This is a genomic window from Variovorax jilinensis, from assembly GCF_030316885.1.
In the GTDB taxonomy this organism is placed as follows: domain Bacteria; phylum Pseudomonadota; class Gammaproteobacteria; order Burkholderiales; family Burkholderiaceae_C; genus Variovorax; species Variovorax jilinensis.
In genome coordinates, this window is record NZ_JASZYQ010000003.1 from 705070 (window position 1) to 728253 (window position 23184).

Below are 23184 nucleotides of genomic sequence, written 5' to 3' on the forward strand. Positions count from 1 at the left end.
GGACGACGATGGCGCTCTCGATCATCCTTCCCGTCGCCGGGGGCGCACTCGCGCCCTACACGCTGCGCGGCAGCATTCCCGTGCGGCCCGCGGCCGGCACCCGGTTCAACCGCATTGCCTACTCGGCCGCCCACGTGGTGGCCGACCCGCTGGCCGCGGTCGATCCCTGGCTGCAGTCCGCGGTCGACTGGGATGCCACCATCGGCTACCGCCGCCATCTCTGGTCGCTGGGCCTCGGCGTGGCCGAGGCCATGGACACGGCGCAGCGCGGCATGGGCCTCGACTGGCCGACCTCGCTCGAACTGATCCGCCGCTCGCTCGATGCCGCGAAGGACGTGCCCGGCGCGCTCGTGGCCTCGGGCTGCGGCACCGACCATCTCGACCTCGATGCGGTGAAGAACGTCGCCGACGTGATCCGCGGCTACGAGGAACAGATGGCCGCGATCGAGGCGCTCGGGGGCAAGCTGATCGTGATGGCCAGCCGTGCGCTGGCGCGCGTCGCCAAGGGCCCGTCCGACTACGAGCGGGTCTACGACCGCATCCTGAGCCAGGCCAGGCAGCCCGTGGTGCTGCACTGGCTGGGCGAGATGTTCGATCCCGCGCTCGCGGGCTACTGGGGCAGCGCCGATGTGGGCCGCGCGATGGACACCGCGCTCGGCGTCATCGCGGCGCATCCGGACAAGGTCGACGGCATCAAGATCTCGCTGCTCGACAAGGACCGCGAGATCGCGATGCGCCGCCGCCTGCCGCCGGGCGTGCGCATGTACACGGGCGACGATTTCAACTATGCCGAGCTGATCGCCGGCGACGGCCACGGCAGCGAGAAGACGCACGGCCAGAGCGATGCGCTGCTGGGCATCTTCGACGCCATCGCGCCAGCCGCGAGCGCCGCGCTGGGCGAACTCGCTCAGGGCAACGTCGACCGGTTCCACGCGATCCTCGGCCCGACCGTGCCGCTGTCGCGCCACATCTTTGCGGCGCCGACGCGCTTCTACAAGACCGGCGTGGTCTTCATGGCGTGGCTCAACGGCCACCAGAGCCATTTCACGATGGTCGGCGGCCAGCAGAGCACGCGTTCGCTGCAGCACCTGGCGGAGCTGTTCCGACTTGCCGATGCGGCGAATCTGCTCGAGCAGCCGGAACTCGCGCTCGCGCGCATGAAGACCCTGCTCGCCCTGCACGGCGTCGAAGGCTGAAGCCCGTCATGCGCGACTTCTCGCAGAACCACGACTGGCTGTCGATCAACACCGCGACGGTGCGCAAGCAACAGGGCGCCGAGGTGCCGCTGGACCGCATCATCGACCAGTGCGCCGAACGCGGCATCCGCGCCATCAGCCCGTGGCGCGACCAGGTCGCGGGCGTCGGCATCGAGCGCATCGCCAGGCAACTGAAGGCGCACGGCATCGGGCTCTCCGGCTATTGCCGTGGCGGCTTCTTTCCGGCACCCGACGCTGCCGGGCTCAAGGCCGCGCTGGAAGACAACCGGCGCGCGATCGACGAGGCGAAGACGCTCGACGCGCCCTGCCTGGTGCTGGTGGTCGGCGCCCTGCCGGGCGCGCTCGATGGCCGCGCCGCCTACAAGGACCTCGGCCGTGCGCGTGCCGAGGTGCATGACGGCATCGCGGCTTCGCTCGACTATGCGCGCGAAGTCGGCATGCCGCTCGCGATCGAGCCGCTGCACCCGATGCAGGCTGCCGACCGCGCCTGCATCAACACGCTCGAACAGGCGCTCGACCTGTGCGACGAGCTCGATCCGGCGCGCTCGGGCATGCTGGGCGTGGCGCTCGACGTCTATCACGTGTGGTGGGATCCGAAGCTCGAGCAGCAGATCGAGCGCGCCGGCCGCGAGCGCCTGCTGGCCTACCATGTCTGCGACTGGCTCACGCCCACGCGCGACCTGCTGTCGGACCGCGGAATGATGGGCGACGGCGTGGTCGAGCTGCGCAAGATCCGCGGCTGGGTCGAGGCTGCGGGCTTCCAGGGCTTCAGCGAGGTCGAGATCTTCTCGGTGCTGGACTGGTGGCAGCGCAGCGGGGAAGAGACGCTCGATACCTGCATCGAACGGCATCGCAGCGCCGTCTAGGCAGCAGGCCGCGGCGAGCCGAGGGAACACCACGCCGCGGCTTGCCGTCCGGCTGGCGCTCCGAGATACTCCGGCGATGCCGTCCCTCGTGCCGTCCCTCGTGCCGTCCGCTGCCGCCTCGCCCGCCGCCATGCGCAGCTGGACGACCGACGCGGTAGCACCTCGGCAGCGGCTCGACTACTGGGTCGATGCGATCTGCGAGGGCTTCCTCGAGATGTCCGCCACGCGTGCCGCCGAGCAGCCCTTCGAGTCGCGCCTCGACTCGGTGGCCTGGGGACCGGTGTCGGTCAATCGCGTGCGCGGCAGCGCCCAGCACGTCTACCGCACCCGCTCGGCCATCGCACGGGCCAACGCCCACTACCTCTACCTGCTGTGCAAGGCCGACAGTGCCTGGACGGCGGCACAGGAAGACACGGGTGCCCGCCTGCTGCCGGGCGACCTGGTGCTGGTCGATTCCCGGCAGCGCTACGAATTCCACTTTCCTCGCTGCGCCGATACCGTGTCGCTGCAACTGCATCCCGATTGGCTCGCGACCTGGTTGCCCGATGCCGGGTCGCTGCTCGGCCGGCGCATCGACGGCCAGTCGGGCTGGGGCGCGGCACTGGGTGCGTTCGCGCGCCAGCTCACGCCCGAGATGGCCGTGGCGCCGCCACTTCCGTGCGCCCTGCTGGTCGATCAGCTCGGCGCGCTGCTGGCGCTCGCGGCCGGCAACGCCGCTGCGCCCGCTTCCCGGGGAACACGATCTGCCGATGCCCTGCGAGCGCGCATCGTCGAGGCGGTGCGGGCCCGCCACGCCGAACCCGGCCTGACGGCCAGCGAGGTGGCGGATGGCCTCGGCGTTTCGCCGCGCACCTTGCACCGCTGCCTCGCAGCGGGCGCATCGAGCTTTGCGCAACTTCTGCTGGGCGCCCGGATGGAGGTCGCGCAGCGCCTGCTGTCCGACCCGCGCTTCGATCGGCTGAGCATCGCCGAGATCGGCCGGCGCGTGGGCCTCGGCGACCCCTCGCATTTCATCCGGCTGTGCCGTACGCGGCTCGGCAGTACGCCCGGCCGGCTGCGCCGACGATCCTGATCGCGAGCCTGGCAGCGGCCGGCCAGGGCGCTGGCGCGATCCGGCCATCCATGCGGCACGAAGCGTCCTAGAGTGCATGGACTTCAACGAGCACCCCAAGGAGACACCCATGTCCGACACCTACGTTCTGGTTCACGGCGCCTGGCACACGGGCGCAGAGATGGAAGCCACGGCCGCCTTTCTGCGCGAGGCGGGCCACGAGGTCCACTGCCCCACGCTGGCCGGCAACCGGCCCGGCGACGACCGCGCCGCCATCGGCCTCGCCGACGCCATCGCCTCGCTGGTCGAGTTAGTCGAGTCGAAGAAGCTCGAGTCGGTGCGCCTGGTCGGCCACAGCTACGGCGGCATGGTGATCTCGGGTGCGGCCGCACGGCTGGCTGCGCACATCCGGCGCCTGGTCTACGTCAACGCCTTCGTGCCGCTGGACGGCGACTGCCTCAACGACCTGGTGCCGCCGCCGTACGTGCAGATGTTCGACGCCATCGCCGCGCCCAACGGCAATGCCGTGATGCTGCCCTTCGATATCTGGCGCGAGGTCTTCATCAACGATGCCGACCTGGCGCTCGCCAAGCGCAGCTTCGAGGCCCTGAACCCGCATCCCTACCGCACCTTCACCGAGGCGATCCGGCTCGAGCAACCGCTGGCCGCGCTGGCGGTGGGCAAGTCCTATCTCAACTGCCGGCAGGACACGGCGATGCCGCACAGCCTGCCCTGGCATCCGCGGCTGTCCGAACGCCTCGGCCTCTTCAGGCTGGTCGAATGCGACGGCAGCCACGAGATGTGGTTCAGCAATCCGAAGGCGCTTGCGCAAGCCATCCTCGCGGCCGGGCGCGACTGATCCCGCCGAATCGGCCGCTGCTGCAGGCGGCGCCGCGCTGTGCTGCAATCCACGCATGCCCGCCGCCATCGACATCGACGCCCTGCGCCGCTACGCCGTGGCGCGCACGCTCTTCAAGCCCACCACGCTGCCGGGCGCGATCCGCCGGCTCGGCTTCGTGCAGGCCGATCCGATCCGCGCGCCCGCGCGCGCGCAGGACCTGACCCTGCGCCACCGCGTGGTCGACTACCGCGCGGGCGACCTGGAAGGCCGCTACAGCCGCCTCGCGGTCGAGGAGGACTGCCTGGTCAACTACGGCTTCCTGCCGCGCGAGCACCTGGCGCTCATGCATCCGCGCGAATCCGCGCGCGTCTGGGATGCCGAGACGCAACGCAAGGCCAACGACGTGCTGGCCTTCGTGCGCGAACGCGGCCCCGTGCATCCGCGCGAGGTCGAGCTGCACTTCGCGCATGGCCGCGTGAAGAACTACTGGGGCGGCTCGAGCAACGCCACCACGCAACTGCTCGACGGCCTGCACTACCGCGGCCTGTTGCGCGTCAAGCGTCGCGACAGCGGCACGCGCATCTACGAGGCGGTGGCGCATCCGCCGGCCGACGAAAGCCCCGAGGCCCGCGCCCGCCGCGCCGCCGCATTGATCGAGCTGGTGGTGCGCAAGTACGCACCGCTGCCGGCCGCCAGCCTCACCTACCTCGTGCGCCTGCTCGGCTACGGGGCACCGCACCTGTCGGCACAGACCCAGGCCGCGCTGCGGCTCGCGCGCGATGAGCTTGCGAATTGCAGCATCGACGGCACCACCTGGTACTGGCCGGCCGACGAGAACCCGGCCTCGCGCCGCCACGCGCCCGACGACGCGCTGCGGCTGCTGGCGCCCTTCGATCCCGTGGTCTGGGACCGCCGCCGATTCGCGCTGCTGTGGGGCTGGACGTACAAGTTCGAGGCCTACACGCCAGCACCGAAGCGCCAGTTCGGCTACTACGCGCTGCCGATGCTGTGGCACGACCGCGTGGTGGGCTGGGCCAACGTCACCGCGCCCGACGGACGACTGCGTCCGGGATTCGGCTTTGCCGAGCGCAAGCCCGCGGGCGCCGCCTTCCGCACCGCGCTCGACGACGAACTGCAGCGCCTGACGCAATTTCTCGCGCCGCGCTGAACCCCTGCTGCGGCGGCCCCGGGCCGGGCGGGGTCATGGCTCGTGCGTGACAGCCGGCGCGCGCCGACCTGCCTAGAATCGCGGCTGCTTCGGCCTCGGCCGGAGCGAAGCGTTCTCAGGGCGGGGCGAAACTCCCCACCGGCGGTGATGGCGGCGCAAGCCGCACGAGCCCGCGAGCGCCTGCGGCGGCCGCAAAGGCCACCGCAGGGTCAGCAGACCCGGTGCGATCCCGGGGCCGACGGTCACAGTCCGGATGAAAGAGAGCGCGGCCTCGTGGCCGATGCGGCGCCTTCGCTCGCCCGTCGGCCGCGGGTTCGTGCGCCCTGATTCAGGCAATCCTTGCAAAGGCAGACCATGAGTCAGATCAACGACCTTCCCCTCTCCGCCATCGCCACGCCGGACGCGGCGCGCGGCCGCCGCATCGCCTTCGTGCAGGCGCAATGGCATTCGGACATCGTCCACCAGGCGCGCGACGCCTTCCTGGCCGAGATGAAGCGCCAGGGCATTCCGCTCGACACCATCGACGTCTTCGACGTTCCCGGCGCCTTCGAGATCCCCCTGCATGCCCGGCGGCTCGCGAACTCGGGCCGCTACGCCGCGATCGTGGGCTGCGCGCTGGTGGTCGACGGCGGCATCTACCGCCACGACTTCGTCGCCGGCACCGTCGTCGATGCGCTGATGCGCGTGCAGCTCGAGACCGATGTGCCGGTGCTGTCGGCGGTGCTCACGCCGCACCACTTCCACGAGCACGTGGAGCATCGCAAGTACTTCCACCAGCATTTCGCGGTGAAGGGCACCGAGGTGGCCGAAGCCTGCGTGCGGACCATCGAGGGCCTGCGTCGCGTCGAAGCCCTGACCACGGCCTGAAGGCGCAGCCGCCATGTCGAAAGGCGAAGTCACGATCTTCCACAACCCGGGCTGCGGCACCTCGCGCAACACGCTGGCGCTTCTGCGCGAGCGCGGCATCGAGCCGGAGGTGGTCGAATACCTTAAGACGCCGCCCGGCGCGCAACGCCTGCGCGAACTTGCGGCCTCGATGGGAGTGCCGGTGCGCGCGCTTCTGCGCCAGCGCGGCACGCCCTACGACGAACTCGGCCTCGGCGAGGACCGGTGGACCGACGATGAGCTGCTCGATTTCATCGTCGCCCATCCGATCCTGCTGAACCGGCCGATCGTGGTCACGCCGCTCGGAACGCGCCTGTGCCGGCCGGTCGAGACGGTGCTGGAGATCCTGCCCGAGGCGTAGGTCGCCGGCCCGCCACGCGCGCGGCCGGCGCGGGCGACCCCTTTCACGCCGAAGCCGAAACCGGCACCAGCGCCTCGCGCCGAACGCGCCGCACGTTGAAGGCGCTGGCGATCAGCACACCCTGCACCACCGCCAGGCCGATGATGACGCTGGTGTATTGGCCATGGTCCATTAGGCGACCGAAGATCAGCGGGGCGATCGCCTGGCCGATGTCGAGACCCGCATACACCACGCCGTAGACGCGGCCCGTGGCGTTGGCGGGCGTCGAGCGCTTGACCAGCAGGTCGCGCGAAGGCCCCGCGATGCCCGATGCGAAGCCCATGGCGCCGAACAGCACGGGCACCATCACGGGCGCGAAGTCGGCCAGCGCAAGCACGAGGGCGAGCACGGCCGCGATGCCGAAGCCGGCACCCACGATGCGCTCGCAGCGCGCCGGGTCGGACGCCAGGAAGCCGCCCACCACCATGCCGGCCGCGCTCGCGACCATGTAGATCGTGAGACAGACCGCGACCAGCGCGAGCGGCACGTCGTGCAGCCGTCCCGCTGCCGAGGGTGCGAAGGTCTGCACCACGCTGAGCGCCATCGCATAGAAGAAGAAGAAGCCGAAGCACATCCAGACTGCCGGGATGCGCAGGAAGGCGAATTCGCCGCCGGTGCCGGCCCCGCTCCCGGTGGCCTTCTGCACCGCCTTGACGTCCAGCGACAGCACGCCGCGGTTGAGCCACAGCACGAGCAGCACCAGCAAGGCCACCGCGCCGCCCGCGGCCAGGGCCACGCGCCAGCCGTAGGCCATCGCGATCGGCACCACGAAGGCCGGCGCCAGTGCCCAGCCCAGGCTGCCCGTGATGCCGTGCACGCTGTAGGCGTGGCCGAGCCGCGTCGGCGCGACCTTGCGGTTGAACAGCGTGTAGTCGACCGGGTGGAACACGCCGTTGCCCACGCCGGCCACCACGGCCGCGCCCAGCAGCATCCAGTAGTTCTGCGCCATCGCATAGCCGAAGGCCGCGAGGCCCAGCAGGCCGAGGCCGACGAACAGCACCGGCCGGGGGCCGAGCTTGTCGACCACGAAGCCCGAGGCCGCCTGGACGATGCACGAGACGACGAAGAACACGGTCAGCACCGCGCCGAGCTCGGTGTAGCTGACGTTGAACGCGTCCTTGAGCCAGGGGAACAACGGCGCCAGCAGCAGCTGGCTGAAATGGCTCACGGCGTGCGCCAGGCCGACGAGGCCGATCAGCTTGACATCGGAGCGCACCGTCGCGGCGGCGCCGTCGGCATGGGGGATGGAGGACATGGATTGCAACAAGAATCTGGCGTGGAGACCGATCCTAAGCGGGCCCCTCGCGGCAGAATGGCGATACAGAGACAACATTTGTCGAATTCATGCCTGCACCCGCCGCCCCCCCGGCCCCCGCCATCAGCGTCGGCCCCCTGACGCCTCACCTCTACGCGCCCGATGCGCTTCGGCCGCTGCGCGCCAAGGAACACTTCCTCAAGGCCGACACCCTGGTCGAGCTGCATCGCCATCCCTGGCCGCAGCTGACCTTCTCGACCCGCGGCGTCATTCGCCTGAGCACCGCCGACGGCAGCTACATCGTGCCGCCCTCGCGCGCGCTCTGGGTGCCGGCCGACATGGCCCACAGCATCACGCTGATCGAGAACGCCGAGCTGCGCACCGTCTACCTGCACGGCTGGCTGGGTCCGACCTGGGAGCGCTGCGAAGTGCTCGAGATCAGTCCGCTGCTGCGCGCACTGATGCTGGCGCTCGACACCACGCCCGACGGCCTGCCGCCGGCCGATCCGCATGCGGCGCAGCGCGAGCGCTGGATCGCGCCACTGCTCGTGGACGAGCTCGAGCGCGCCACCCAGATCCGCATCGACGTGCCGCTGCCGGCCGACAAGCGCCTGCGCCAGCTGTGCGAGACGCTGCTGCGCAACCCGGCGAACCGGGCCACGCTGGCCGAGCGCGCCGAGCAGATCGGCGCCAGCGAACGCACCGTGGCGCGGCTGTTCCGCGACCAGCTCGGCATGAGCTGGCAGCAGTGGCGCCAGCAGGCGGTGCTCGCGCATGCGCTGCCGCTGCTCGCGCGCGGCATGGCCGTGAGCCTGGTGGCATCGGCCAGCGGGTATGCCACCGACAGCGCCTTCTGCGCGATGTTCAAGGCCGCCACTGGGCAGTCGCCGACCGCGTTCCAGCACAAGAAAAGGGCCTGAGGCGGCGACCCGGCGAGCGCACCCGCGGCCGCGCGCCGAGGCGCTTACGTATCATCGCCCGGTGCAATACATGCCCCTCCGCGCTCCTCGACCATGGCCCTGAGCCGCGCCCAGCTCACGCGCTGGCTACCCTTCCTCGACTGGCCGCGACCGGACCGCGGAATGCTCGCGAACGAGGCCATGGCCGGCATCACGGTGGCGCTGATGGTGATTCCGCAGGGCGTCGCCTACGCGGCACTGGCCGGCATGCCACTGGTCACGGGCATCTATGCGGCGCTCTTTCCGGCGCTGGTGGCGGTGCTGTTCAGTTCGTCGGCACGGCTCTCGGTCGGCCCCACGGCACTCACGAGCCTGCTGGTCGGTGCCTCGCTGGCGCCGCTGGCCATCCCGGGCAGCCGCGAATGGGTGGCCTACGCGGTCTGGCTCACGCTGCTGTCGGGGCTCATGCAACTGCTGCTCGGCGCGGCACGCTTCGGATGGCTGCTGCGGATGGTCAATTCGCCGGTGCTGATGGGCTTCACGCAAGGGGCCGCGGTCCTGATCACCCTGTCGCAGCTGCCGGCGCTGTTCGGCTATACCGGGCGCACGGTGGTCCAGCTGATGGAAGGCCCGCTGCCCGACCTGATCGCGATCGCCTTCGGCCTCGGCGGCATGGCAACGCTGTGGCTCGGCAAGCGTGTCGCGCCGAAATTCCCCACCACCATGGCACTGGTCGCTGCCGCGGCGGCGATCAGCGCCGCGCTCGGCTACGCGCTCGGCGGCGGCGCGGTGATCGGCAAGCTGCCGGCGGGGCTGCCGGGCTTCTACTGGCCCGGCGGCCTCTCGCTCGACGAACTGGGGGCGCTGCTGCTGCCGGCCTTCCTGATCACCTTGGTGAGCTTCCTCGAGACCGCCTCGAGCGCCAAGGTGGACAACGCGCGCGCGGGCAAGCTCTGGAACGAGAACCAGGACCTGATCGGCCAGGGCCTCGGCAAGATCGCCTCGGGCCTGAGCGGATCGTTCCCTACCAGTTCCTCGTTCTCGCGCTCGGCGATCACGCTCTATGCCGGCGCCAAGACCCAATGGGCCACGCTCTTCAGCGTCGCGGTGGTGGCCGCGGCGCTGCTGTGGGCGATGCCGCTGCTCTACCACGTGCCGCAGGCGGTGCTGGCGGCGATCGTCGCCACCGCCACCATCGGGCTGCTGCGGCCCTCGGCCTTCATCGCGCTGTGGCGGATCTCGCGCATCGAGGCCGCGATCGCCTTCGGCACCTTCGTGCTCACGATCGCCACCGCGCCTTCGATCTACTGGGGCGTGCTGGGCGGGCTGCTGGCCGCGCTCGCGCACTACATGTACCGCCACCTGCATCCGCGCATCATCGAGGTCGGCCTGCATGCCGACGGCAGCCTGCGCGACCGTCACCTGTGGCACCTGCCGCCGCTGGCGCCCGACCTGTATGCGCTGCGGATGGACGCCGAGCTCGACTTCGCGTCCGCCAGCACGCTGGAACGCGCGGTCACGGTGGCGCTGGCCGAACGGCCCGGCCTGACCGATGTCTGCCTCTTCGCCTACCCGATCAACCGCATCGACATCACGGGCGCCGAGGTCTTCGGCAGCATCCGCCGCCTGCTCGAGTCGCAGGGCGTGCGGCTGCACGTGGCGGGGCTCAAGCTGCCGGCGCAACAGGTGCTCGAACGCGCCGGGCTGCTGGCGCCCGGACCGCTGCTTTTCAGCTACCGCACGGATGCCGAGGCGCTGGTCGCGTTGCAGCAACGCGTGGCGGCAGATGCGTTGTCCAAGGCCGAGGCCGCCTGACGTTGCCCCTCAGTCGCGCACCGGCCCGCGCAGGCTCTTGATCTCCGAACGCTGACTCTTGCCGGCGAGACGGCGCTGTTTCGAGCCGTAGCTCGGCTTGGTGGCGCGCCGCACGGTGGGCGGCACCGCGACGCCATCGACCAGTTCCTGCAGCCGCGCGAGCGCATCGGCGCGGTTCATGTCCTGGCTGCGATGCTTCTGCGCCTTGAGCACCAGCACGCCTTCCTGCGTGATGCGGCTGTCGCGCAGCGCAAGCAGCCGGTCCTTGACGTCCTGTGGCAGCGAGCTGGCCGGGATGTCGAAGCGCAGGTGCACCGCGCTCGAGACCTTGTTGACGTTCTGGCCGCCCGCGCCCTGGGCCCGGATCGCGCTGAACTCGGTTTCGAGCGGATCGACGAGGACGGGTGGACGCGGCGCAGGCATCCGCTATTCTGACCTCGCGCGTGCCCTCTTGCGGATGACCGGCGCTGCGGTGGTCGGCGGCCGCTGCTGCACGCCGGCCATCAGCAGCGCGATCGCCTGGTCGGCGATCTGCTCGGGGTCGGAGCCGCCATCGGGCCGGTACCAGCGGCCGATCCAGCTCAGCGCACCGGCCAGCACGAAGGCGGCCATCTTGGGATCGCAGGGCGCCAGCGAGCCTTCGGCGATGCCGTCGGCGATCAGGCGGCGGAACTCGCCGTCGATGCCGGCCTTCAGGCGGCGCAGTTCCTTGCGCCGCGGCGCCGGCAGCGGGTCCTCGCCGATGCGGATCACGCACATGCCGAAGTCCATCGTGACGATGCGCGAATAGATGCGCATGCAGGCGATCAGCTGGTCGATCGCGCGACCGCCCGCCGCGCGCACCTCGGCAATGCCCGCCTGCATCATGCCGAGCGCCGTGCGCACGCATTGAAGCAGGATGTCGTCCTTGCTCTTCACGTAGTAGTAGAGCGTGGGCTTGCTGACGTTCAGCTGCTCTGCGATGTCGTCGAGCGAGGTGGCGTGGAAGCCGCGCTCGTTGAAGAGCCGGGCCGCCGTCTGCAGCACCGCATTGCGCTTGGCCTCGCGCTGCTGGGCCCGCGCGCCGGCCGGCTTCCAGGGCGAGGACGAAGTGCCGACGGTCTTGCGAGGGGTGCGGGTGGCCATGGATCGATGAGGCGCCCGGGAAAGTCCCGATGCCGCCCACGGGCCCTGCATCGAACATTACCGGCGAGTAGAAATTCTACGCACGAGTAGCCCTCGATTCTTTCGCGCAAACCCTGATCGATGCCTGACTCAACGACCGCTCCCGCCAGCGCCTCGCCCGCCCCCGGCCCCGTGCTGCAGGTCGACGCGCTCACGCTCGCCTTCGGCGGCGTGCGGGCGCTCAGCGGCGTCGGCTTCGAGGTCGCGCGCGGTTCGATCACGGCCGTGATCGGGCCCAACGGCGCAGGCAAGACTTCGCTCTTCAACACCATCTCGGGCTTCTACCGGCCCGCCGAGGGGCGCGTGCACTTCGAGGGCCGCGACATCACGACGCTGCCCGCGCCGCAGCGTGCGCGCCTGGGGCTTGCGCGCAGCTTCCAGAACATCGCGCTGTTCCGCGGGATGACGGTGCTGGACAACATCAAGCTCGGTCGCCATTCGCACCTCAGGTCGAACGTCTTCGATGCCCTCTTCTACCTCGGCCGCGCGCGCCGCGAAGAGGCCGAGCTGCGGCGCGACATCGAGGAGCGGATCATCGATTTCCTCGAGATCGATCACATCCGAAACGCGGCGGTCTCCGCCCTGCCCTACGGCCTGCAGAAGCGCGTCGAGATGGCGCGCGCGCTCGCGATGGAGCCGCGCGTGCTGATGCTCGACGAGCCCGTGGCCGGCATGAACCGCGAGGAGACCGAGGACATGGCGCGCTTCATCCTCGACGTACGCGACGAGTGGGGCGTCACGGTGCTGATGGTCGAGCACGACATGGGGCTCGTGATGGACCTGTCCGACCATGTGGTGGTGCTGAACTTCGGGCAGGTGATCGCGCAGGGCGCTCCGGCCGCGGTGCAGGCCGACCCCGAGGTGATCCGCGCCTACCTGGGCGCCGGCGACGTCGCCGCGCTGCGAGCGCGGCTGCGCGGCGACGCGTTGGTGCAACCCGCATGATCGACTGGGCCTACCTCTTCGAGATCGCGCTCAACGGCGTCGCGAGCGGCGGCCTCTATGCGCTCGCGGCGCTGGCCTTCGTGCTGGTCTACAAGGCGACGCGGGTGGTCAACATCGCGATCGGCGAGGTGCTCATGATCGGCGCCTACGTCTTCTTCGCCTTCGCCGCGACCTTCGCGCTGCCGATCTGGCTCGCGGTGCTCGGCGCGGTGCTGGGTGCCGGCCTGCTGGGTGCGCTGATCGAACGCACCATGATCCGGCCGCTGCTCGGCGAGCCGCCGATCTCGGTCTTCATGGTCACCGTGGGGCTGGCATCGATCCTGGTGGGGCTGGTCGAGATCATCTGGACCGCCGACCAGCGCCGGCTGCCCGAGTTCCTGCCCAAGACGCCGGTGATGATCGGCGATGCCTTCCTGGCGCCCAAGGTGGCCTATGGCTCGCTGGTGGCGCTGGTGCTGATCGTGCTCGTGCTGCTGGTGTTCCGCTTCTGGCGCGGCGGCGTCGCGCTGCGCGCCACGGCGTCCGATCAGGCGGCCGCGTACTCGATGGGCATCAACGTGCCGCGCGTGTTCTCGCTCGCCTGGGTGGCCTCGGCCATGATCGCGGCGGTAGCCGGCATCATCGTCGGCTCGATCGGCGGCATCTCGTCGTCGATGGGCGTGTTCGGGCTCTCGGTGCTCGTGGTGGTGATCGTCGGCGGCCTCGACAGCGTGCTCGGCGCGCTGGTCGGCGGCGTCTTCATCGGCCTGGTCGAGGCGCTCGCGGGCTCCTACCTGGGCGGCGAATACCGCATGCTCGCGACCTTCGTGGTGCTGATCGTCGTGCTGATGATCCGCCCCTACGGCCTGTTCGGCACCCACGAGATCGAGCGGCTCTAGACAGCCGGGACACTGATGCGCATCGGCACCCTCAAGCAAAGCTACGTCGCGGATGCCGCGCTGTTCGACTCGCGCACGCAGAAGACGTGGCTCGCGTTCGGCGCCGCACTGCTGGTGCTGTTTCCGTTCATGGCCAGCGACTACTGGCTCTACCTGGCCTGCCTGGTGGCGATCAACGTCGCGAGCGCCACCGGGCTCAACGTGCTGACCGGCTACACCGGGCTCGTGAGCCTGGGCCAGGCGGCATTCATGGGGCTCGGTGCCTACACGGTGGCGATCATGCAGACGCGCCTGGGCACACCCTTCCTGCTGAACCTGCTGGCCGGCGGCGTGGTCGCGATGCTCGGCGGCCTGCTGGTGGGCATCCCCTCGCTGCGGGTCAAGGGGCTCTACCTCGCGATCGCCACCATCGCGGCCTCGTTCATCACCCACTTCCTCTTCGCCAACCTCAAGCTCACGGGCGGGACCACGGGCATCTCGCTGCCGCCCGCGCAGTGGTTCGGCATCGCGCTCGACACCTCCTTCAAGCTCTATTGGGTGATCGTGCCGGTCATGCTGCTGATGGTGCTCGGTGCCGCCAACCTGTTCCGTACCCGCATCGGCCGCGCCTTCATCGCGATCCGCGACCGCGACATCTCGGCCGAGGTGCTCGGCATTCCGCTGCTGCGCTACAAGCTGCTGTCGTTCGGGCTGTCGTCGTTCTACGCCGGCGTGGCCGGCGGGCTGTGGGCCTACTTCTTCCGGGTCGTCACGCCCGAGAGCTTTCCGCTGCTGATGTCGATCTTCTTCCTGGCCGCCATCATCGTCGGCGGCATGGGCACGATCCTCGGCGGCATCCTGGGCGCCGTGTTCATGACCATGGTGCCGGAGCTGCTGAAGCTAGTCTTCGACCTGCTGCCCGGCGGCACCGAGGCGACGGTGTTCCTGTCGCCGGTGCGCACGGTGGTCTTCGGTCTGCTGATCGTCGGGTTTCTGGTGTTCGAGCCCCATGGGCTCGCCGAAGTGTGGCGGCGCATTCGCCGTTTTTTCCATCTGTGGCCCTTCCGGAACTAGGCCACGGCATTCCTTCAACGCAACGAGGAGACCTCATGAAAAAAGCGCAACCCGTCTCGGCACGCCGCCGCTCGCTCCTGCTGGCCGCATCGGCCGCCCTCGCCGCGCCGCTGGCAGTGCATGCCCAGGCCGGCGAGGACATCGTGATCGGCGGCTCGATCCCGATGACCGGCGTCTTCGCCTTCGCCGGGATCGGCATCAACGCCGGCATCGCCGACTACGTGAAGATCGTCAACGACGCCGGCGGCATCAAGGGCCGGAAGCTGCGCTACGTGCCCGAGGACACCGGCTACAAGGTCGATGCCTCTGTCGCGGCCTTCAAGAAGATCACGAGCCAGAACAAGGTCAACCTCTACTACGGCGATTCCACGGGCTTCGCGAAGACCATCAACCCCGAGCTCGACCGCAACGGCCAGATCCTGATGGCGGGCGCCTCCTTCGCGACCGAGCTCAACGACCCGGCCAAGTACCCGAACCAGTTCCTGGTCGGGCCCGACTACACCGAGATGTTCGGCATCCTGCTCAAGCACATCGCCAAGGAGAAGCCGGGTGCCAAGGTGGCCTTCGTGTATTCGGATTCCGAGTTCGGCCGCGATCCGATCGAGGCCAGCGAAGCGATGGCCAAGAAGCTCGGGCTCTCGGTGCCGGTCAAGCTCATGACGCCGCCCGGCAGCGTCGACGTCTCGACCGAGGTGATCAAGCTGCGCCGCGCCAATCCCGACTACACGATCTTCCACGGCTACATCCTGGCGCCGATCCCCGAGTTCGTGCAGCAGGGCAAGCAGATGGGCATGACCAGCCAGTGGATGGGCACCTTCTGGACCATGGACAGCTCGACCGTCATGAAGATGGGCGACGCCGGCGACGGCTTCATGGGCGTGATGCCCTATCGCTACTACTACGACACCTCGGCCAAGGCGCCGATGCTCGACAAGATCCGCCAGCTGCGCCCCGAATACCAGAGCACGGCCTACACGCAGGGCTTCCTCACCGCGATGCTGTTCACCGAAGCGGCAAAGCGCACGCTCGATGCCGGCAAGCCGCTCGACGGCAAGAACCTCAAGGCGGCGCTCAACAGCATCAAGAACTTCGACACCGGCGGCCTGATCGGCGTGCCGATCACCATCAAGGGCAACTCGATCCCCGTGGGCCGCGTCTACAAGGCCGACATGAAGGCGCAGAAGATGGTCGCGGCCTCGGACTGGATCTCATTGGAAAACTAGCCGATGCAAGCGAATGGCTCCTTCCAGGAACACCGCGGAGCCGGCTTTGCCGGGCCGCTGGTTGCCCCCCGTCGGGGGTGGGCGGCTACACGAAGCGAGCCAACCTGGGGGCGAGCCATGATCCTCGAGGTGAACAACATCGAGGTCGTCTACAACAAGGTGGTGCAGGTGCTGCGCGGCCTGTCGCTGGCCGTGCCGCGCGGGCAGATCGTGGCGCTGCTCGGCAGCAACGGGGCCGGCAAGTCCACCACGCTGAAGGCCATCTCGGGGCTGCTCGCGCTCGAGGACGGCGAGCTGCAGGCCGGGCGCATCCACTTCAACGGTGCGCCGACCGCCGAGCTGGCGCCGCAGGCGCTGGTGCGGCGCGGACTGAGCCATGTGATGGAAGGCCGGCGCGTGTTCGAGGACCTCACGGTCGAGGAGAACCTCGTGGCCGCCACCTACGCACTGACCGGCCGCGGCCCGGTGCCACGCAACTTCGATGCGGTCTATGCCTACTTCCCGCGGCTGCACGAACGCCGCCGCGGTCTGGCCGGCTACCTCTCGGGCGGCGAGCAGCAGATGCTCGCGATCGGCCGCGCGCTGGTGGCCGAGCCCGAGCTGATCCTGCTCGACGAGCCTTCGCTCGGTTTGTCGCCCAAGCTGGTAGAGGACATCTTCACGATCATCGCGCGCATCAACGCCGAGCGCGGCGTCTCGATGCTGCTGGTCGAGCAGAACGCCAGCGTCGCGCTCGCGGTGGCGCACGCGGGCTACATCATGGAGAACGGCAAGATCGTGATCGACGGCACGGCCGAGCGGCTGGCGGCCGACCCGGACGTGCGCGAGTTCTATCTCGGCGTCGGCGGCAGCGGCGAGGCACGCAGCTTCCGCGGCCTCAAGCACTACAAGCGCCGCAAGCGCTGGCTCTCGTGAAGGCCCCGGCATGAGTAGCGCCCTCCCTACCCTCACGCTGCCGCAGATGCTGCGCGAGCAGGCGCGCACGCAGCCCGACGCGATCGCGATCCGACAGAAGGACTTCGGCATCTGGCATCCGCTGCGATGGGCCGACTACCACCGCCGCGCGAGCCACTTCGGCCTCGGCCTGCGCGCACTCGGACTGCCGGCCGGCGGCCACCTGGGCATCCTTTCGGAGAACCGGGTCGAATGGGTGCTGGCGCAGATGGGCGCCGGCCTCGTGGGCGCGGTCACGGTCGGCGTCTACCCGACCAGCCCGAGCAGCGAGATCGCCTACGTGGTCGGCCACGCCGACATCGAGGTGATGGTCTGCGAGGACCAGGAGCAGACCGACAAGGTGATCGAGGCGCTGGATCGGCTGCCACGGCTGCTGCGCATCGTCGTCATCGAGACCAAGGGGCTGCGCAGCCTCGATCCGGCCCTGCGGGAACGCGTGTCGACCTTCGAGGAGGTCGAGCGGGCCGGCGCCGCGGCCGCCGCGCAGGGCGGCGAAGCCGTCATCGACGCCGCGCTCCAGGCCCAGACACTGTCCGACATCGGACTCATGATCTACACCTCGGGCTCCACCGGAAAGCCCAAGGGCGCCATGATCTCGTGGCGCAACATCCGCGGCGTGGTGCCCGGCATCGTCGATCGCCTCGGGCTCGACGGCAGCACCACGCACCTGTCTTACTTGCCGCTGTGCCACGTCGCCGAGCAGATGCTCAGCACCTTCGTGCCGCTCTACCTGGGTTCGCAGGTCAACTTCGGCGAATCGATACGCACCGTGCAGGAAGACCTGCGCGAGGTCGCACCCACCATGTTCCTCGGCGTGCCGCGCATCTGGGAGAAGCTGCACGCGGCCATCAGCATCAAGATGCAGGAAGCCGGTGCGCTGCAGCGTGCCCTCTACCGGCGTGCACTGGCGGCCGCCATGCCGCTGGCCGAGAAGCCGCGCGAGCGCTGGACGGCCGGCGAACGGCTGCGCTTCGCGCTCGCCTACTGGACCGTGCTGCGCGCGCTGCAGAACTTCATCGGCCTGCGCCGCGTGCGCGTGGCGCTCACCGGTGCGGCACCGATCCCGCCCGAGGTGGTGCGCTATTTCCGCGCGCTGGGGGTGCCGCTGGTCGAGGTCTACGGCCTGACCGAATCGAGCGGCATGATCACCGGCCATCGCGGCGAGGCGGTGCGCATCGGCACCGTGGGGCCGCCCACGCTCGGCACCTCGCATCGCGTCGGCGCCGATGGCGAGCTGCTGGTGCAGGGCGAGATGGTGTTCGAGGGCTACTACAGGAATCCCGAGGCCACCGCGGCATCGATCCGCGACGGCTGGCTGCACACCGGCGACGTGGTGCGCGAGGACGACGGCCAGCTGCGCATCGTCGACCGGCTCAAGGACATCATGATCACGGCGGGCGGCAAGAACCTGACGCCGTCGGAGATCGAGAACGCGATGAAGGGAAGCCCCTTCATCAAGGAATGCATCGTGGTGGCCGATGGGCGCAGGTTCGTCGGCGCGCTGGTGCAGGTCGACTACGAGACCGTCGGCAAATGGGCCGAGGCCGAGCGCATTCCGTTCACCCACTTCCGCTCGCTGGTCGAGCAGCCGCGCGTGCGCGAACTGATCGGCGCCGAGATCGAGCGCGGCAACGGCCAGCTCGCGCAGGTGTCGCAGGTGCGCCGCTTCCACCTGCTGACCAAGGAGCTGGACCACGACGACGGTGAAGTCACCGCGACCATGAAGGTGCGGCGCGCGAGCATCTACCAGAGCTACGCGAGCGAGATCGAGGCGCTGTACGCGGGCGGCAGCTGATTCAGCCGCCGTCGCGCGACACCGGGCGCGCCTGCACGTCGGTGACCACGCCAGGGTCGCGCAGCCGCACAGGGCTGTCGGCCTGCTGGCCCTGGGCCCGCGCACCGGCCACGTCGGCCGCGGTGGGCGCCGCCGGACGGCCCGCGGCGCGGAAGCGATCGAAGCCGCCGCGCGGATCGAAGCGCATGACCCAGGGTTGCACGGGCTTGCCGGTCAGGCGGGCCCAGCCGTAGCGCAGGCCCCAGACGGCAGCCAGCAGCAGCAGCGCCACCGCCAGGCTGGCCGCAAAGACCAGCCCCAGCATGAAGAAGACCAGGCGTAGGAAGAAGTTCAGCATCGTTCTTAGGATACGGCCTCGGCGCTTGGTTCCCGGTCATTGCTGAACGTGAACTGGCCCGGGGCCCGGATCGGGTCGGTGCCGACGCTGATCGTGTCCTTGGGACCGAAGCTGCCGTCGAGCAGCAGCTTCGACAGCGGATTCTCGATCCGCTGCTGGATCGCACGCTTGAGCGGCCGGGCACCGAACACCGGGTCGAACCCCACCTTGGCGATCTCGGCCAGCGCCGCCGGCGACACCTCGAGGCCCAGGTCCATCTTCGCGAGGCGCTCCTTGAGCACCTGCAGCTGGATCGCGGCGATGGCCTCGATGTTCTTCGCGTCGAGCGCATGGAACACCACGGTCTCGTCGATGCGGTTCAGGAACTCGGGCCGGAAGTAGTTCTTGAGCTCGTCCCAGACCGCTTCCTTGATCTCCTCGGTCGGCCTGCCGACCATCGACTGGATGATCGGCGAGCCGATGTTGCTGGTCATCACGATCACCGTGTTCTTGAAGTTCACGGTGCGGCCCTGGCCGTCGGTCAGCCGGCCGTCGTCGAGCACCTGCAGCAGCACGTTGAAGACGTCCGGATGCGCCTTCTCGACCTCGTCGAGCAGCAGCACGCTGTAGGGCTTGCGGCGCACGGCCTCGGTCAGGTAGCCGCCTTCCTCGTAGCCCACGTAGCCGGGCGGCGCGCCGATCAGGCGTGCCACCGAGTGCTTCTCCATGAACTCGCTCATGTCGACGCGGATCAGGTGATCCTCGCTGTCGAACAGGAAGCCCGCGAGCGCCTTGCAGAGCTCGGTCTTGCCCACGCCCGTCGGGCCGAGGAACAGGAACGAGCCGGTCGGACGATTCGGGTCCGAGAGGCCCGAGCGCGAGCGGCGGATCGCATTGGCGACCGCGCCGATGGCCTCGTCCTGGCCGACCACACGCTCGTGCAGCTTGCCTTCCATGAGCAGCAGCTTGTCGCGCTCGCCCTGCATCAGCTTGGACACCGGGATGCCGGTGGCGCGCGCCACCACTTCGGCGATCTCCTCGGCGCCGACCTGGGTGCGCAGCAGCGTGGGCTTGTTCGAGCCGCCCTTGCTGGCCTCGCTGGCCTCGGCTTCCTTCAGGCGCTTCTCGAGCGCCGGCAGCTGGCCGTACTGCAGCTCGGCGAGCTTGTTGAAGTCGCCCTTGCGCTCCCACTCCTTGATCTCGATCTTGAGCTTCTCGATCTCCTCGCGGATGTGCGCGCTGCCCTGGGCCTGGGCCTTCTCGGCCTGCCAGATCTCGTCGTAGTCGGCGATCTCCTTCTGCAGCTTGACGATCTCCTCCTCGATCAGGCCGAAGCGCTTCTGCGAGGCCTCGTCCTTTTCGCGGCGCACGGCTTCGCGCTCGATCTGCAGCTGGATCAGGCGGCGGTCGAGCCGGTCCATGACCTCGGGCTTGGAGTCCATCTCGATCTTGATCTTGGCCGCGGCCTCGTCGATCAGGTCGATGGCCTTGTCGGGCAGGAAGCGGTCGGTGATGTAGCGGTCAGACAGTTCGGCGGCGGCGACGATGGCCGGGTCGGTGATCTGCACGCCGTGGTGCACTTCGTACTTCTCTTGCAGGCCGCGAAGGATGGCGATGGTCGCCTCCACGCTCGGCTCGCCGACGATGATCTTCTGGAAGCGGCGCTCCAGCGCGGCGTCCTTCTCGATGTACTTGCGGTATTCGTCGAGCGTGGTGGCACCGACGCAGTGCAGTTCGCCGCGCGCCAGCGCGGGCTTCAGCATGTTGCCGGCATCCATCGCGCCCTCGGCCTTGCCCGCACCCACCATGGTGTGCAACTCGTCGATGAAGACGATGGTCTGGCCCTCGTCCTTCGCCAGTTCGTTGAGCACGGTCTTCAGGCGCTCCTCGAATTCGCCGCGGAACTTGGCACCCGCGAGCAGCGCGGCCATGTCGAGCGACAGCACGCGCTTGCCCTGGAGCGAATCGGGCACTTCGCCCGCGACGATGCGCTGGGCCAGGCCCTCGACGATCGCGGTCTTGCCGACGCCGGGCTCGCCGATCAGCACCGGGTTGTTCTTGGTGCGGCGCTGCAGTACCTGGATGGCGCGGCGGATTTCCTCGTCGCGGCCGATGACCGGGTCGAGCTTGCCCAGGCGGGCACGCTCGGTCAGGTCGAGGCAGTATTTCTTGAGCGCCTCGCGCTGGCCCTCTGCATCGGCGCTGTTCACGCCCTGGCCGCCGCGCACCGCTTCGATCGCGGCTTCGAGCGACTTGCGCGTGACGCCGTTGGCGCGCGCCAGGTTGCCCACGTCGGCCTTGCTGTCGGCGAGCGCCAGCAGGAACAGCTCGCCCGCAATGAACTGGTCGTTGCGCTTGATCGATTCCTTCTCTGTCGCCTGCAGCAGCTTGCCCAGCTCGGGGCCTACCTGAACCTGGTCGTGGCCCTCGACCTGCGGCAGCTTCTTGATGGCGGCTTCGGCCGCCGAAAGCAGCCCCGGCACGTTGGCGCCGGCGCGTTCGAGCAGCGCGCGCGGGCCATCGTCCTGGCGCAGCATCGCGACCAGCAGGTGGGCCGGTTCGATGTAGGCGTTGTCGTTGCCCAGGGCGAGCGACTGGGCGTCGCCGAGGGCTTCCTGAAACTTGGTGGTGAGTTTGTCTTGTCGCATGGCTTGATTCCTGCGTTCAAAATAGGGCCGTTTCGTGGCGAGTTCAAGACCGCACGAACTTTTTTCTACCCGCAATCATTGGAGTCCATCGATGCTCAAGTCAACCTGGAATGGCGCCTCGCGCCTCGCGCGTGGCCTTTTCGCGGCCGGCCTGCTGGCCGCCGCGGGAACGGCCCTGGCCCAGTCCGCCGCCACGCCGATCCGTCTGCTGGTCGGATTCCCGGCCGGCGGCGGCACCGACGTGATCGCCCGCACGCTTGGCGAGAAGCTCAAGGACGAGCTGGGCACCTCGGTGGTGATCGAGAACCGCGCCGGTGCGGGCGGCCAGATCGCGGCGCAGGCGCTCAAGGCAGCACCGGCCGACGGCCATACCTTCTTCCTCACGCACGACCACACGATCTCGATCCTGCCGCAGGTGGTGAAGAACCCGGGCTTCGACTCGGACCGCGACTTCGTGCCCGTCGCCGGCTTCGCCACCTTCGCCAACGCGCTCGCGGTGTCCGGCGGCACGCCGGCCAAGTCGATGGTCGAGTACGTGGCCTGGGTGAAGAAGGAGCGCGGCGGCAAGGACACCATCGGCGTGCCGGCACCGGCATCGATCCCCGAGTTCCTCGTCAAGCTGATCGGCACCAAGTACAAGATCGACGTCCAGGCCGCACCCTATCGCGGCAGCGCACCGATGCTGGCCGACATGCTGGGCAACCAGATCTCCGCGGGCATCGGATCGGTCCCCGACTTCATCGAGAACCAGAAGGCCGGCAAGATCCGCGTGGTCGCGGTGATCGGCGCCAAGCGCCAGGCCGTGCTGCCCCAGGTGCCGACCTTCGGCGAGCTGGGCCTGGCCGGCCTCGACGACCTGCCCTACTACGGCATCTTCGCGCCCGTCGGCACGCCGCAGCCCGTGATCGACCGCTTCGGCGTCGCGCTCGACAAGGTGCTCAAGATGCCCGACGTGCGCGAGCGCCTCACCGCGATGGGTCTGTCGGTCGAATACATGCCGCAGGGTCAGTTCGCCGGCCGCGTGCGCAGCTACACGCAGACCTGGGCCCAGATCATCAAGGCCAGCGGCTTCCAGCCCCAGTGATTGGCTCGCCCCCCAGGTTGGGCTCACTGCGTGTAGCCCGCCCACCCCCCTGCCGGGGGGCGCTGCCAGCGGCCCGGCGGAGCCGGTTCCGCGGCAGCCCACGAACGCGGCGCGCTACGCACGGCCGGCATGCGGACGGGGCTCGGGGTCAGGCGTTGCCCGAAGCGATGCCCCAGCGCGCCAGCGCCTCGTCGTCGGTGGCGCGCGCATCGACCCAGCGCGCGCCCTCGGGCGTCTGCTCCTTCTTCCAGAACGGCGCCTGGGTCTTCAGGTAATCCATCAGGAACTCGCAGGCCTGGAAGCTCTGGCCGCGGTGCGCCGAGACCACCGCGACCATCATGATCTGGTCCTGCGGCTGCAGCAGGCCGATGCGGTGGACCACGCGGGCACCGAGGATGTCGAAGCGCCGCATGGCCTCGTCGATCATGGCCTCGATCGCCTTCTCCGTCATTCCCGGGTAGTGCTCGAGCTCCATCGTGCGCACGTCGCTGCCGTCGTTGCGGTCGCGCACGGTGCCGACGAAGCTGCAGACGGCGCCGATCCGGGCGTCGCCGGCGCGCAAGCTGGCGAGCTCCTGCTGCAGGTCGAAATCCTCGGCTTGAATCGAAACGCGGGCACCGTTCATGCCGGGATTGTGGCACCGCGCTAAACTCGCGCCATGCCCGCCAGCGCCCCGTCCATCCGCCTTTCTTCGTGCGAAGAAGCGGCCGCGGTGCGCCTGCCGGCC

At 69.4% G+C, this 23184-nt stretch carries 21 protein-coding genes, 1 pseudogene and 1 riboswitch; of the genes and pseudogenes, 16 read left to right on the forward strand and 6 right to left on the reverse strand.

All coding sequences use genetic code 11. The annotated features are described in order from the left end of the window. Positions 1–8: 8 nt before the first annotated feature. The 7 genes and pseudogenes from QTH87_RS14935 to arsC all read left to right on the forward strand — a co-directional run. A complete protein-coding gene (locus QTH87_RS14935) occupies positions 9–1196 on the forward strand; it encodes a dihydrodipicolinate synthase family protein (protein WP_286610099.1) in 1188 nt (395 codons plus the stop codon). A gap of 8 nt (positions 1197–1204) precedes the next feature. Then, complete coding sequence (locus QTH87_RS14940; RefSeq protein ID WP_286610101.1) at positions 1205–2083, forward strand: sugar phosphate isomerase/epimerase family protein; 879 nt, start codon at positions 1205–1207, stop codon at positions 2081–2083. Positions 2084–2159: 76 nt separating this feature from the next. Beyond that, positions 2160–3155: a helix-turn-helix domain-containing protein gene (locus QTH87_RS14945; protein ID WP_286610102.1), complete on the forward strand. Its 996-nt coding sequence runs from the start codon at positions 2160–2162 to the stop codon at positions 3153–3155. A 109-nt stretch (positions 3156–3264) separates the two neighbouring features. After that, positions 3265–3993, forward strand: a complete 729-nt coding sequence (locus tag QTH87_RS14950; protein WP_286610104.1) for an alpha/beta fold hydrolase — start codon at positions 3265–3267, stop codon at positions 3991–3993. A 55-nt stretch (positions 3994–4048) separates the two neighbouring features. Then, on the forward strand, positions 4049–5143 hold the full coding sequence (locus QTH87_RS14955; RefSeq protein WP_286610106.1) for a DNA glycosylase AlkZ-like family protein: 1095 nt from the start codon (positions 4049–4051) through the stop codon (positions 5141–5143). Positions 5144–5250: 107 nt separating this feature from the next. Next, positions 5251–5412, forward strand: a riboswitch (FMN riboswitch). An 85-nt stretch (positions 5413–5497) separates the two neighbouring features. Continuing rightward, positions 5498–6010, forward strand: a complete 513-nt coding sequence (locus QTH87_RS14960; RefSeq protein ID WP_286610108.1) for a 6,7-dimethyl-8-ribityllumazine synthase — start codon at positions 5498–5500, stop codon at positions 6008–6010. 13 nt (positions 6011–6023) lie between these two features. Continuing rightward, positions 6024–6383 (forward strand): annotated as a pseudogene (gene arsC / locus QTH87_RS14965) (arsenate reductase (glutaredoxin)); the annotation flags it as partial. A 49-nt stretch (positions 6384–6432) separates the two neighbouring features. Here arsC and QTH87_RS14970 read toward each other — a convergent pair. Beyond that, on the reverse strand, positions 6433–7683 hold the full coding sequence (locus tag QTH87_RS14970) for an MFS transporter (protein ID WP_286610110.1): 1251 nt from the start codon (positions 7681–7683) through the stop codon (positions 6433–6435). 89 nt (positions 7684–7772) lie between these two features. Here QTH87_RS14970 and QTH87_RS14975 point away from each other — a divergent pair, with 89 nt between their 5' ends. Together QTH87_RS14975 and QTH87_RS14980 are read left to right on the forward strand one after the other, a co-directional pair. Next, complete coding sequence (locus tag QTH87_RS14975) at positions 7773–8603, forward strand: AraC family transcriptional regulator (RefSeq protein WP_286610112.1); 831 nt, start codon at positions 7773–7775, stop codon at positions 8601–8603. Between the two features lie 93 nt (positions 8604–8696). Further along, on the forward strand, positions 8697–10397 hold the full coding sequence (locus QTH87_RS14980; protein WP_286610114.1) for a SulP family inorganic anion transporter: 1701 nt from the start codon (positions 8697–8699) through the stop codon (positions 10395–10397). Positions 10398–10406: 9 nt separating this feature from the next. On the opposite strand, the gene arfB is transcribed toward QTH87_RS14980, so the two are convergent. Both arfB and QTH87_RS14990 read right to left on the reverse strand, forming a co-directional pair. Next, a complete protein-coding gene (arfB, locus tag QTH87_RS14985) occupies positions 10407–10820 on the reverse strand; it encodes an alternative ribosome rescue aminoacyl-tRNA hydrolase ArfB (protein ID WP_286610116.1) in 414 nt (137 codons plus the stop codon). 3 nt (positions 10821–10823) lie between these two features. Next, the gene (locus QTH87_RS14990) at positions 10824–11522 is read right to left on the reverse strand and encodes a TetR/AcrR family transcriptional regulator (RefSeq protein WP_286610119.1); all 699 of its coding nucleotides are present in this window, start codon (positions 11520–11522) and stop codon (positions 10824–10826) included. Between the two features lie 120 nt (positions 11523–11642). Here QTH87_RS14990 and QTH87_RS14995 point away from each other — a divergent pair, with 120 nt between their 5' ends. The 6 genes from QTH87_RS14995 (at position 11643) to QTH87_RS15020 (ending at position 18409) form a co-directional block, all read left to right on the forward strand. Continuing rightward, positions 11643–12506, forward strand: coding sequence for an ABC transporter ATP-binding protein (locus QTH87_RS14995; RefSeq protein WP_286610120.1), 864 nt, complete (start codon positions 11643–11645; stop codon positions 12504–12506). After that, positions 12503–13384, forward strand: a complete 882-nt coding sequence (locus tag QTH87_RS15000) for a branched-chain amino acid ABC transporter permease (RefSeq protein WP_286610122.1) — start codon at positions 12503–12505, stop codon at positions 13382–13384. The genes QTH87_RS14995 and QTH87_RS15000 overlap by 4 nt, the downstream gene beginning before the upstream one ends. A 15-nt stretch (positions 13385–13399) precedes the next feature. Then, positions 13400–14437, forward strand: a complete 1038-nt coding sequence (locus QTH87_RS15005) for a branched-chain amino acid ABC transporter permease (protein WP_286610123.1) — start codon at positions 13400–13402, stop codon at positions 14435–14437. A 35-nt stretch (positions 14438–14472) separates the two neighbouring features. After that, positions 14473–15660 (forward strand): ABC transporter substrate-binding protein, encoded by a 1188-nt coding sequence (locus tag QTH87_RS15010; protein WP_286610126.1) that lies wholly within the window; start codon positions 14473–14475, stop codon positions 15658–15660. Positions 15661–15777: 117 nt separating this feature from the next. Then, positions 15778–16575, forward strand: coding sequence for an ABC transporter ATP-binding protein (locus QTH87_RS15015; RefSeq protein ID WP_286610128.1), 798 nt, complete (start codon positions 15778–15780; stop codon positions 16573–16575). 10 nt (positions 16576–16585) lie between these two features. Then, the gene (locus QTH87_RS15020; protein ID WP_286610129.1) at positions 16586–18409 is read left to right on the forward strand and encodes an AMP-dependent synthetase/ligase; all 1824 of its coding nucleotides are present in this window, start codon (positions 16586–16588) and stop codon (positions 18407–18409) included. Between the two features lies 1 nt (position 18410). Here QTH87_RS15020 and QTH87_RS15025 read toward each other — a convergent pair whose 3' ends face one another. Then, positions 18411–18746: a hypothetical protein gene (locus tag QTH87_RS15025; RefSeq protein WP_286610130.1), complete on the reverse strand. Its 336-nt coding sequence runs from the start codon at positions 18744–18746 to the stop codon at positions 18411–18413. Between the two features lie 5 nt (positions 18747–18751). Next, positions 18752–21373, reverse strand: a complete 2622-nt coding sequence (gene clpB, locus QTH87_RS15030; protein WP_286610131.1) for an ATP-dependent chaperone ClpB — start codon at positions 21371–21373, stop codon at positions 18752–18754. 91 nt (positions 21374–21464) lie between these two features. Here clpB and QTH87_RS15035 point away from each other — a divergent pair, with 91 nt between their 5' ends. Beyond that, positions 21465–22457: a Bug family tripartite tricarboxylate transporter substrate binding protein gene (locus tag QTH87_RS15035; protein WP_286610133.1), complete on the forward strand. Its 993-nt coding sequence runs from the start codon at positions 21465–21467 to the stop codon at positions 22455–22457. A 148-nt stretch (positions 22458–22605) separates the two neighbouring features. Here QTH87_RS15035 and QTH87_RS15040 read toward each other — a convergent pair whose 3' ends face one another. Continuing rightward, positions 22606–23082, reverse strand: a complete 477-nt coding sequence (locus QTH87_RS15040) for a molybdenum cofactor biosynthesis protein MoaE (protein WP_286610136.1) — start codon at positions 23080–23082, stop codon at positions 22606–22608. Positions 23083–23184 lie beyond the last annotated feature (102 nt).

Excerpts from the sequence above, each read along its gene's own strand:
- QTH87_RS14935 (WP_286610099.1), top strand. The coding sequence starts at position 9 with ATGGCGCTCTCGATCATCCTTCCCGTCGCCGGGGGCGCACTCGCGCCC.
- QTH87_RS14940 (WP_286610101.1), top strand. The coding sequence starts at position 1,205 with ATGCGCGACTTCTCGCAGAACCACGACTGGCTGTCGATCAACACCGCG.
- QTH87_RS14945 (WP_286610102.1), top strand. The coding sequence starts at position 2,160 with ATGCCGTCCCTCGTGCCGTCCCTCGTGCCGTCCGCTGCCGCCTCGCCC.
- QTH87_RS14950 (WP_286610104.1), top strand. The coding sequence starts at position 3,265 with ATGTCCGACACCTACGTTCTGGTTCACGGCGCCTGGCACACGGGCGCA.
- QTH87_RS14955 (WP_286610106.1), top strand. The coding sequence starts at position 4,049 with ATGCCCGCCGCCATCGACATCGACGCCCTGCGCCGCTACGCCGTGGCG.
- QTH87_RS14960 (WP_286610108.1), top strand. The coding sequence starts at position 5,498 with ATGAGTCAGATCAACGACCTTCCCCTCTCCGCCATCGCCACGCCGGAC.
- QTH87_RS14970 (WP_286610110.1), bottom strand. The coding sequence starts at position 7,683 with ATGTCCTCCATCCCCCATGCCGACGGCGCCGCCGCGACGGTGCGCTCC.
- QTH87_RS14975 (WP_286610112.1), top strand. The coding sequence starts at position 7,773 with ATGCCTGCACCCGCCGCCCCCCCGGCCCCCGCCATCAGCGTCGGCCCC.
- QTH87_RS14980 (WP_286610114.1), top strand. The coding sequence starts at position 8,697 with ATGGCCCTGAGCCGCGCCCAGCTCACGCGCTGGCTACCCTTCCTCGAC.
- arfB (WP_286610116.1), bottom strand. The coding sequence starts at position 10,820 with ATGCCTGCGCCGCGTCCACCCGTCCTCGTCGATCCGCTCGAAACCGAG.
- QTH87_RS14990 (WP_286610119.1), bottom strand. The coding sequence starts at position 11,522 with ATGGCCACCCGCACCCCTCGCAAGACCGTCGGCACTTCGTCCTCGCCC.
- QTH87_RS14995 (WP_286610120.1), top strand. The coding sequence starts at position 11,643 with ATGCCTGACTCAACGACCGCTCCCGCCAGCGCCTCGCCCGCCCCCGGC.
- QTH87_RS15000 (WP_286610122.1), top strand. The coding sequence starts at position 12,503 with ATGATCGACTGGGCCTACCTCTTCGAGATCGCGCTCAACGGCGTCGCG.
- QTH87_RS15005 (WP_286610123.1), top strand. The coding sequence starts at position 13,400 with ATGCGCATCGGCACCCTCAAGCAAAGCTACGTCGCGGATGCCGCGCTG.
- QTH87_RS15010 (WP_286610126.1), top strand. The coding sequence starts at position 14,473 with ATGAAAAAAGCGCAACCCGTCTCGGCACGCCGCCGCTCGCTCCTGCTG.
- QTH87_RS15015 (WP_286610128.1), top strand. The coding sequence starts at position 15,778 with ATGATCCTCGAGGTGAACAACATCGAGGTCGTCTACAACAAGGTGGTG.
- QTH87_RS15020 (WP_286610129.1), top strand. The coding sequence starts at position 16,586 with ATGAGTAGCGCCCTCCCTACCCTCACGCTGCCGCAGATGCTGCGCGAG.
- QTH87_RS15025 (WP_286610130.1), bottom strand. The coding sequence starts at position 18,746 with ATGCTGAACTTCTTCCTACGCCTGGTCTTCTTCATGCTGGGGCTGGTC.
- clpB (WP_286610131.1), bottom strand. The coding sequence starts at position 21,373 with ATGCGACAAGACAAACTCACCACCAAGTTTCAGGAAGCCCTCGGCGAC.
- QTH87_RS15035 (WP_286610133.1), top strand. The coding sequence starts at position 21,465 with ATGCTCAAGTCAACCTGGAATGGCGCCTCGCGCCTCGCGCGTGGCCTT.
- QTH87_RS15040 (WP_286610136.1), bottom strand. The coding sequence starts at position 23,082 with ATGAACGGTGCCCGCGTTTCGATTCAAGCCGAGGATTTCGACCTGCAG.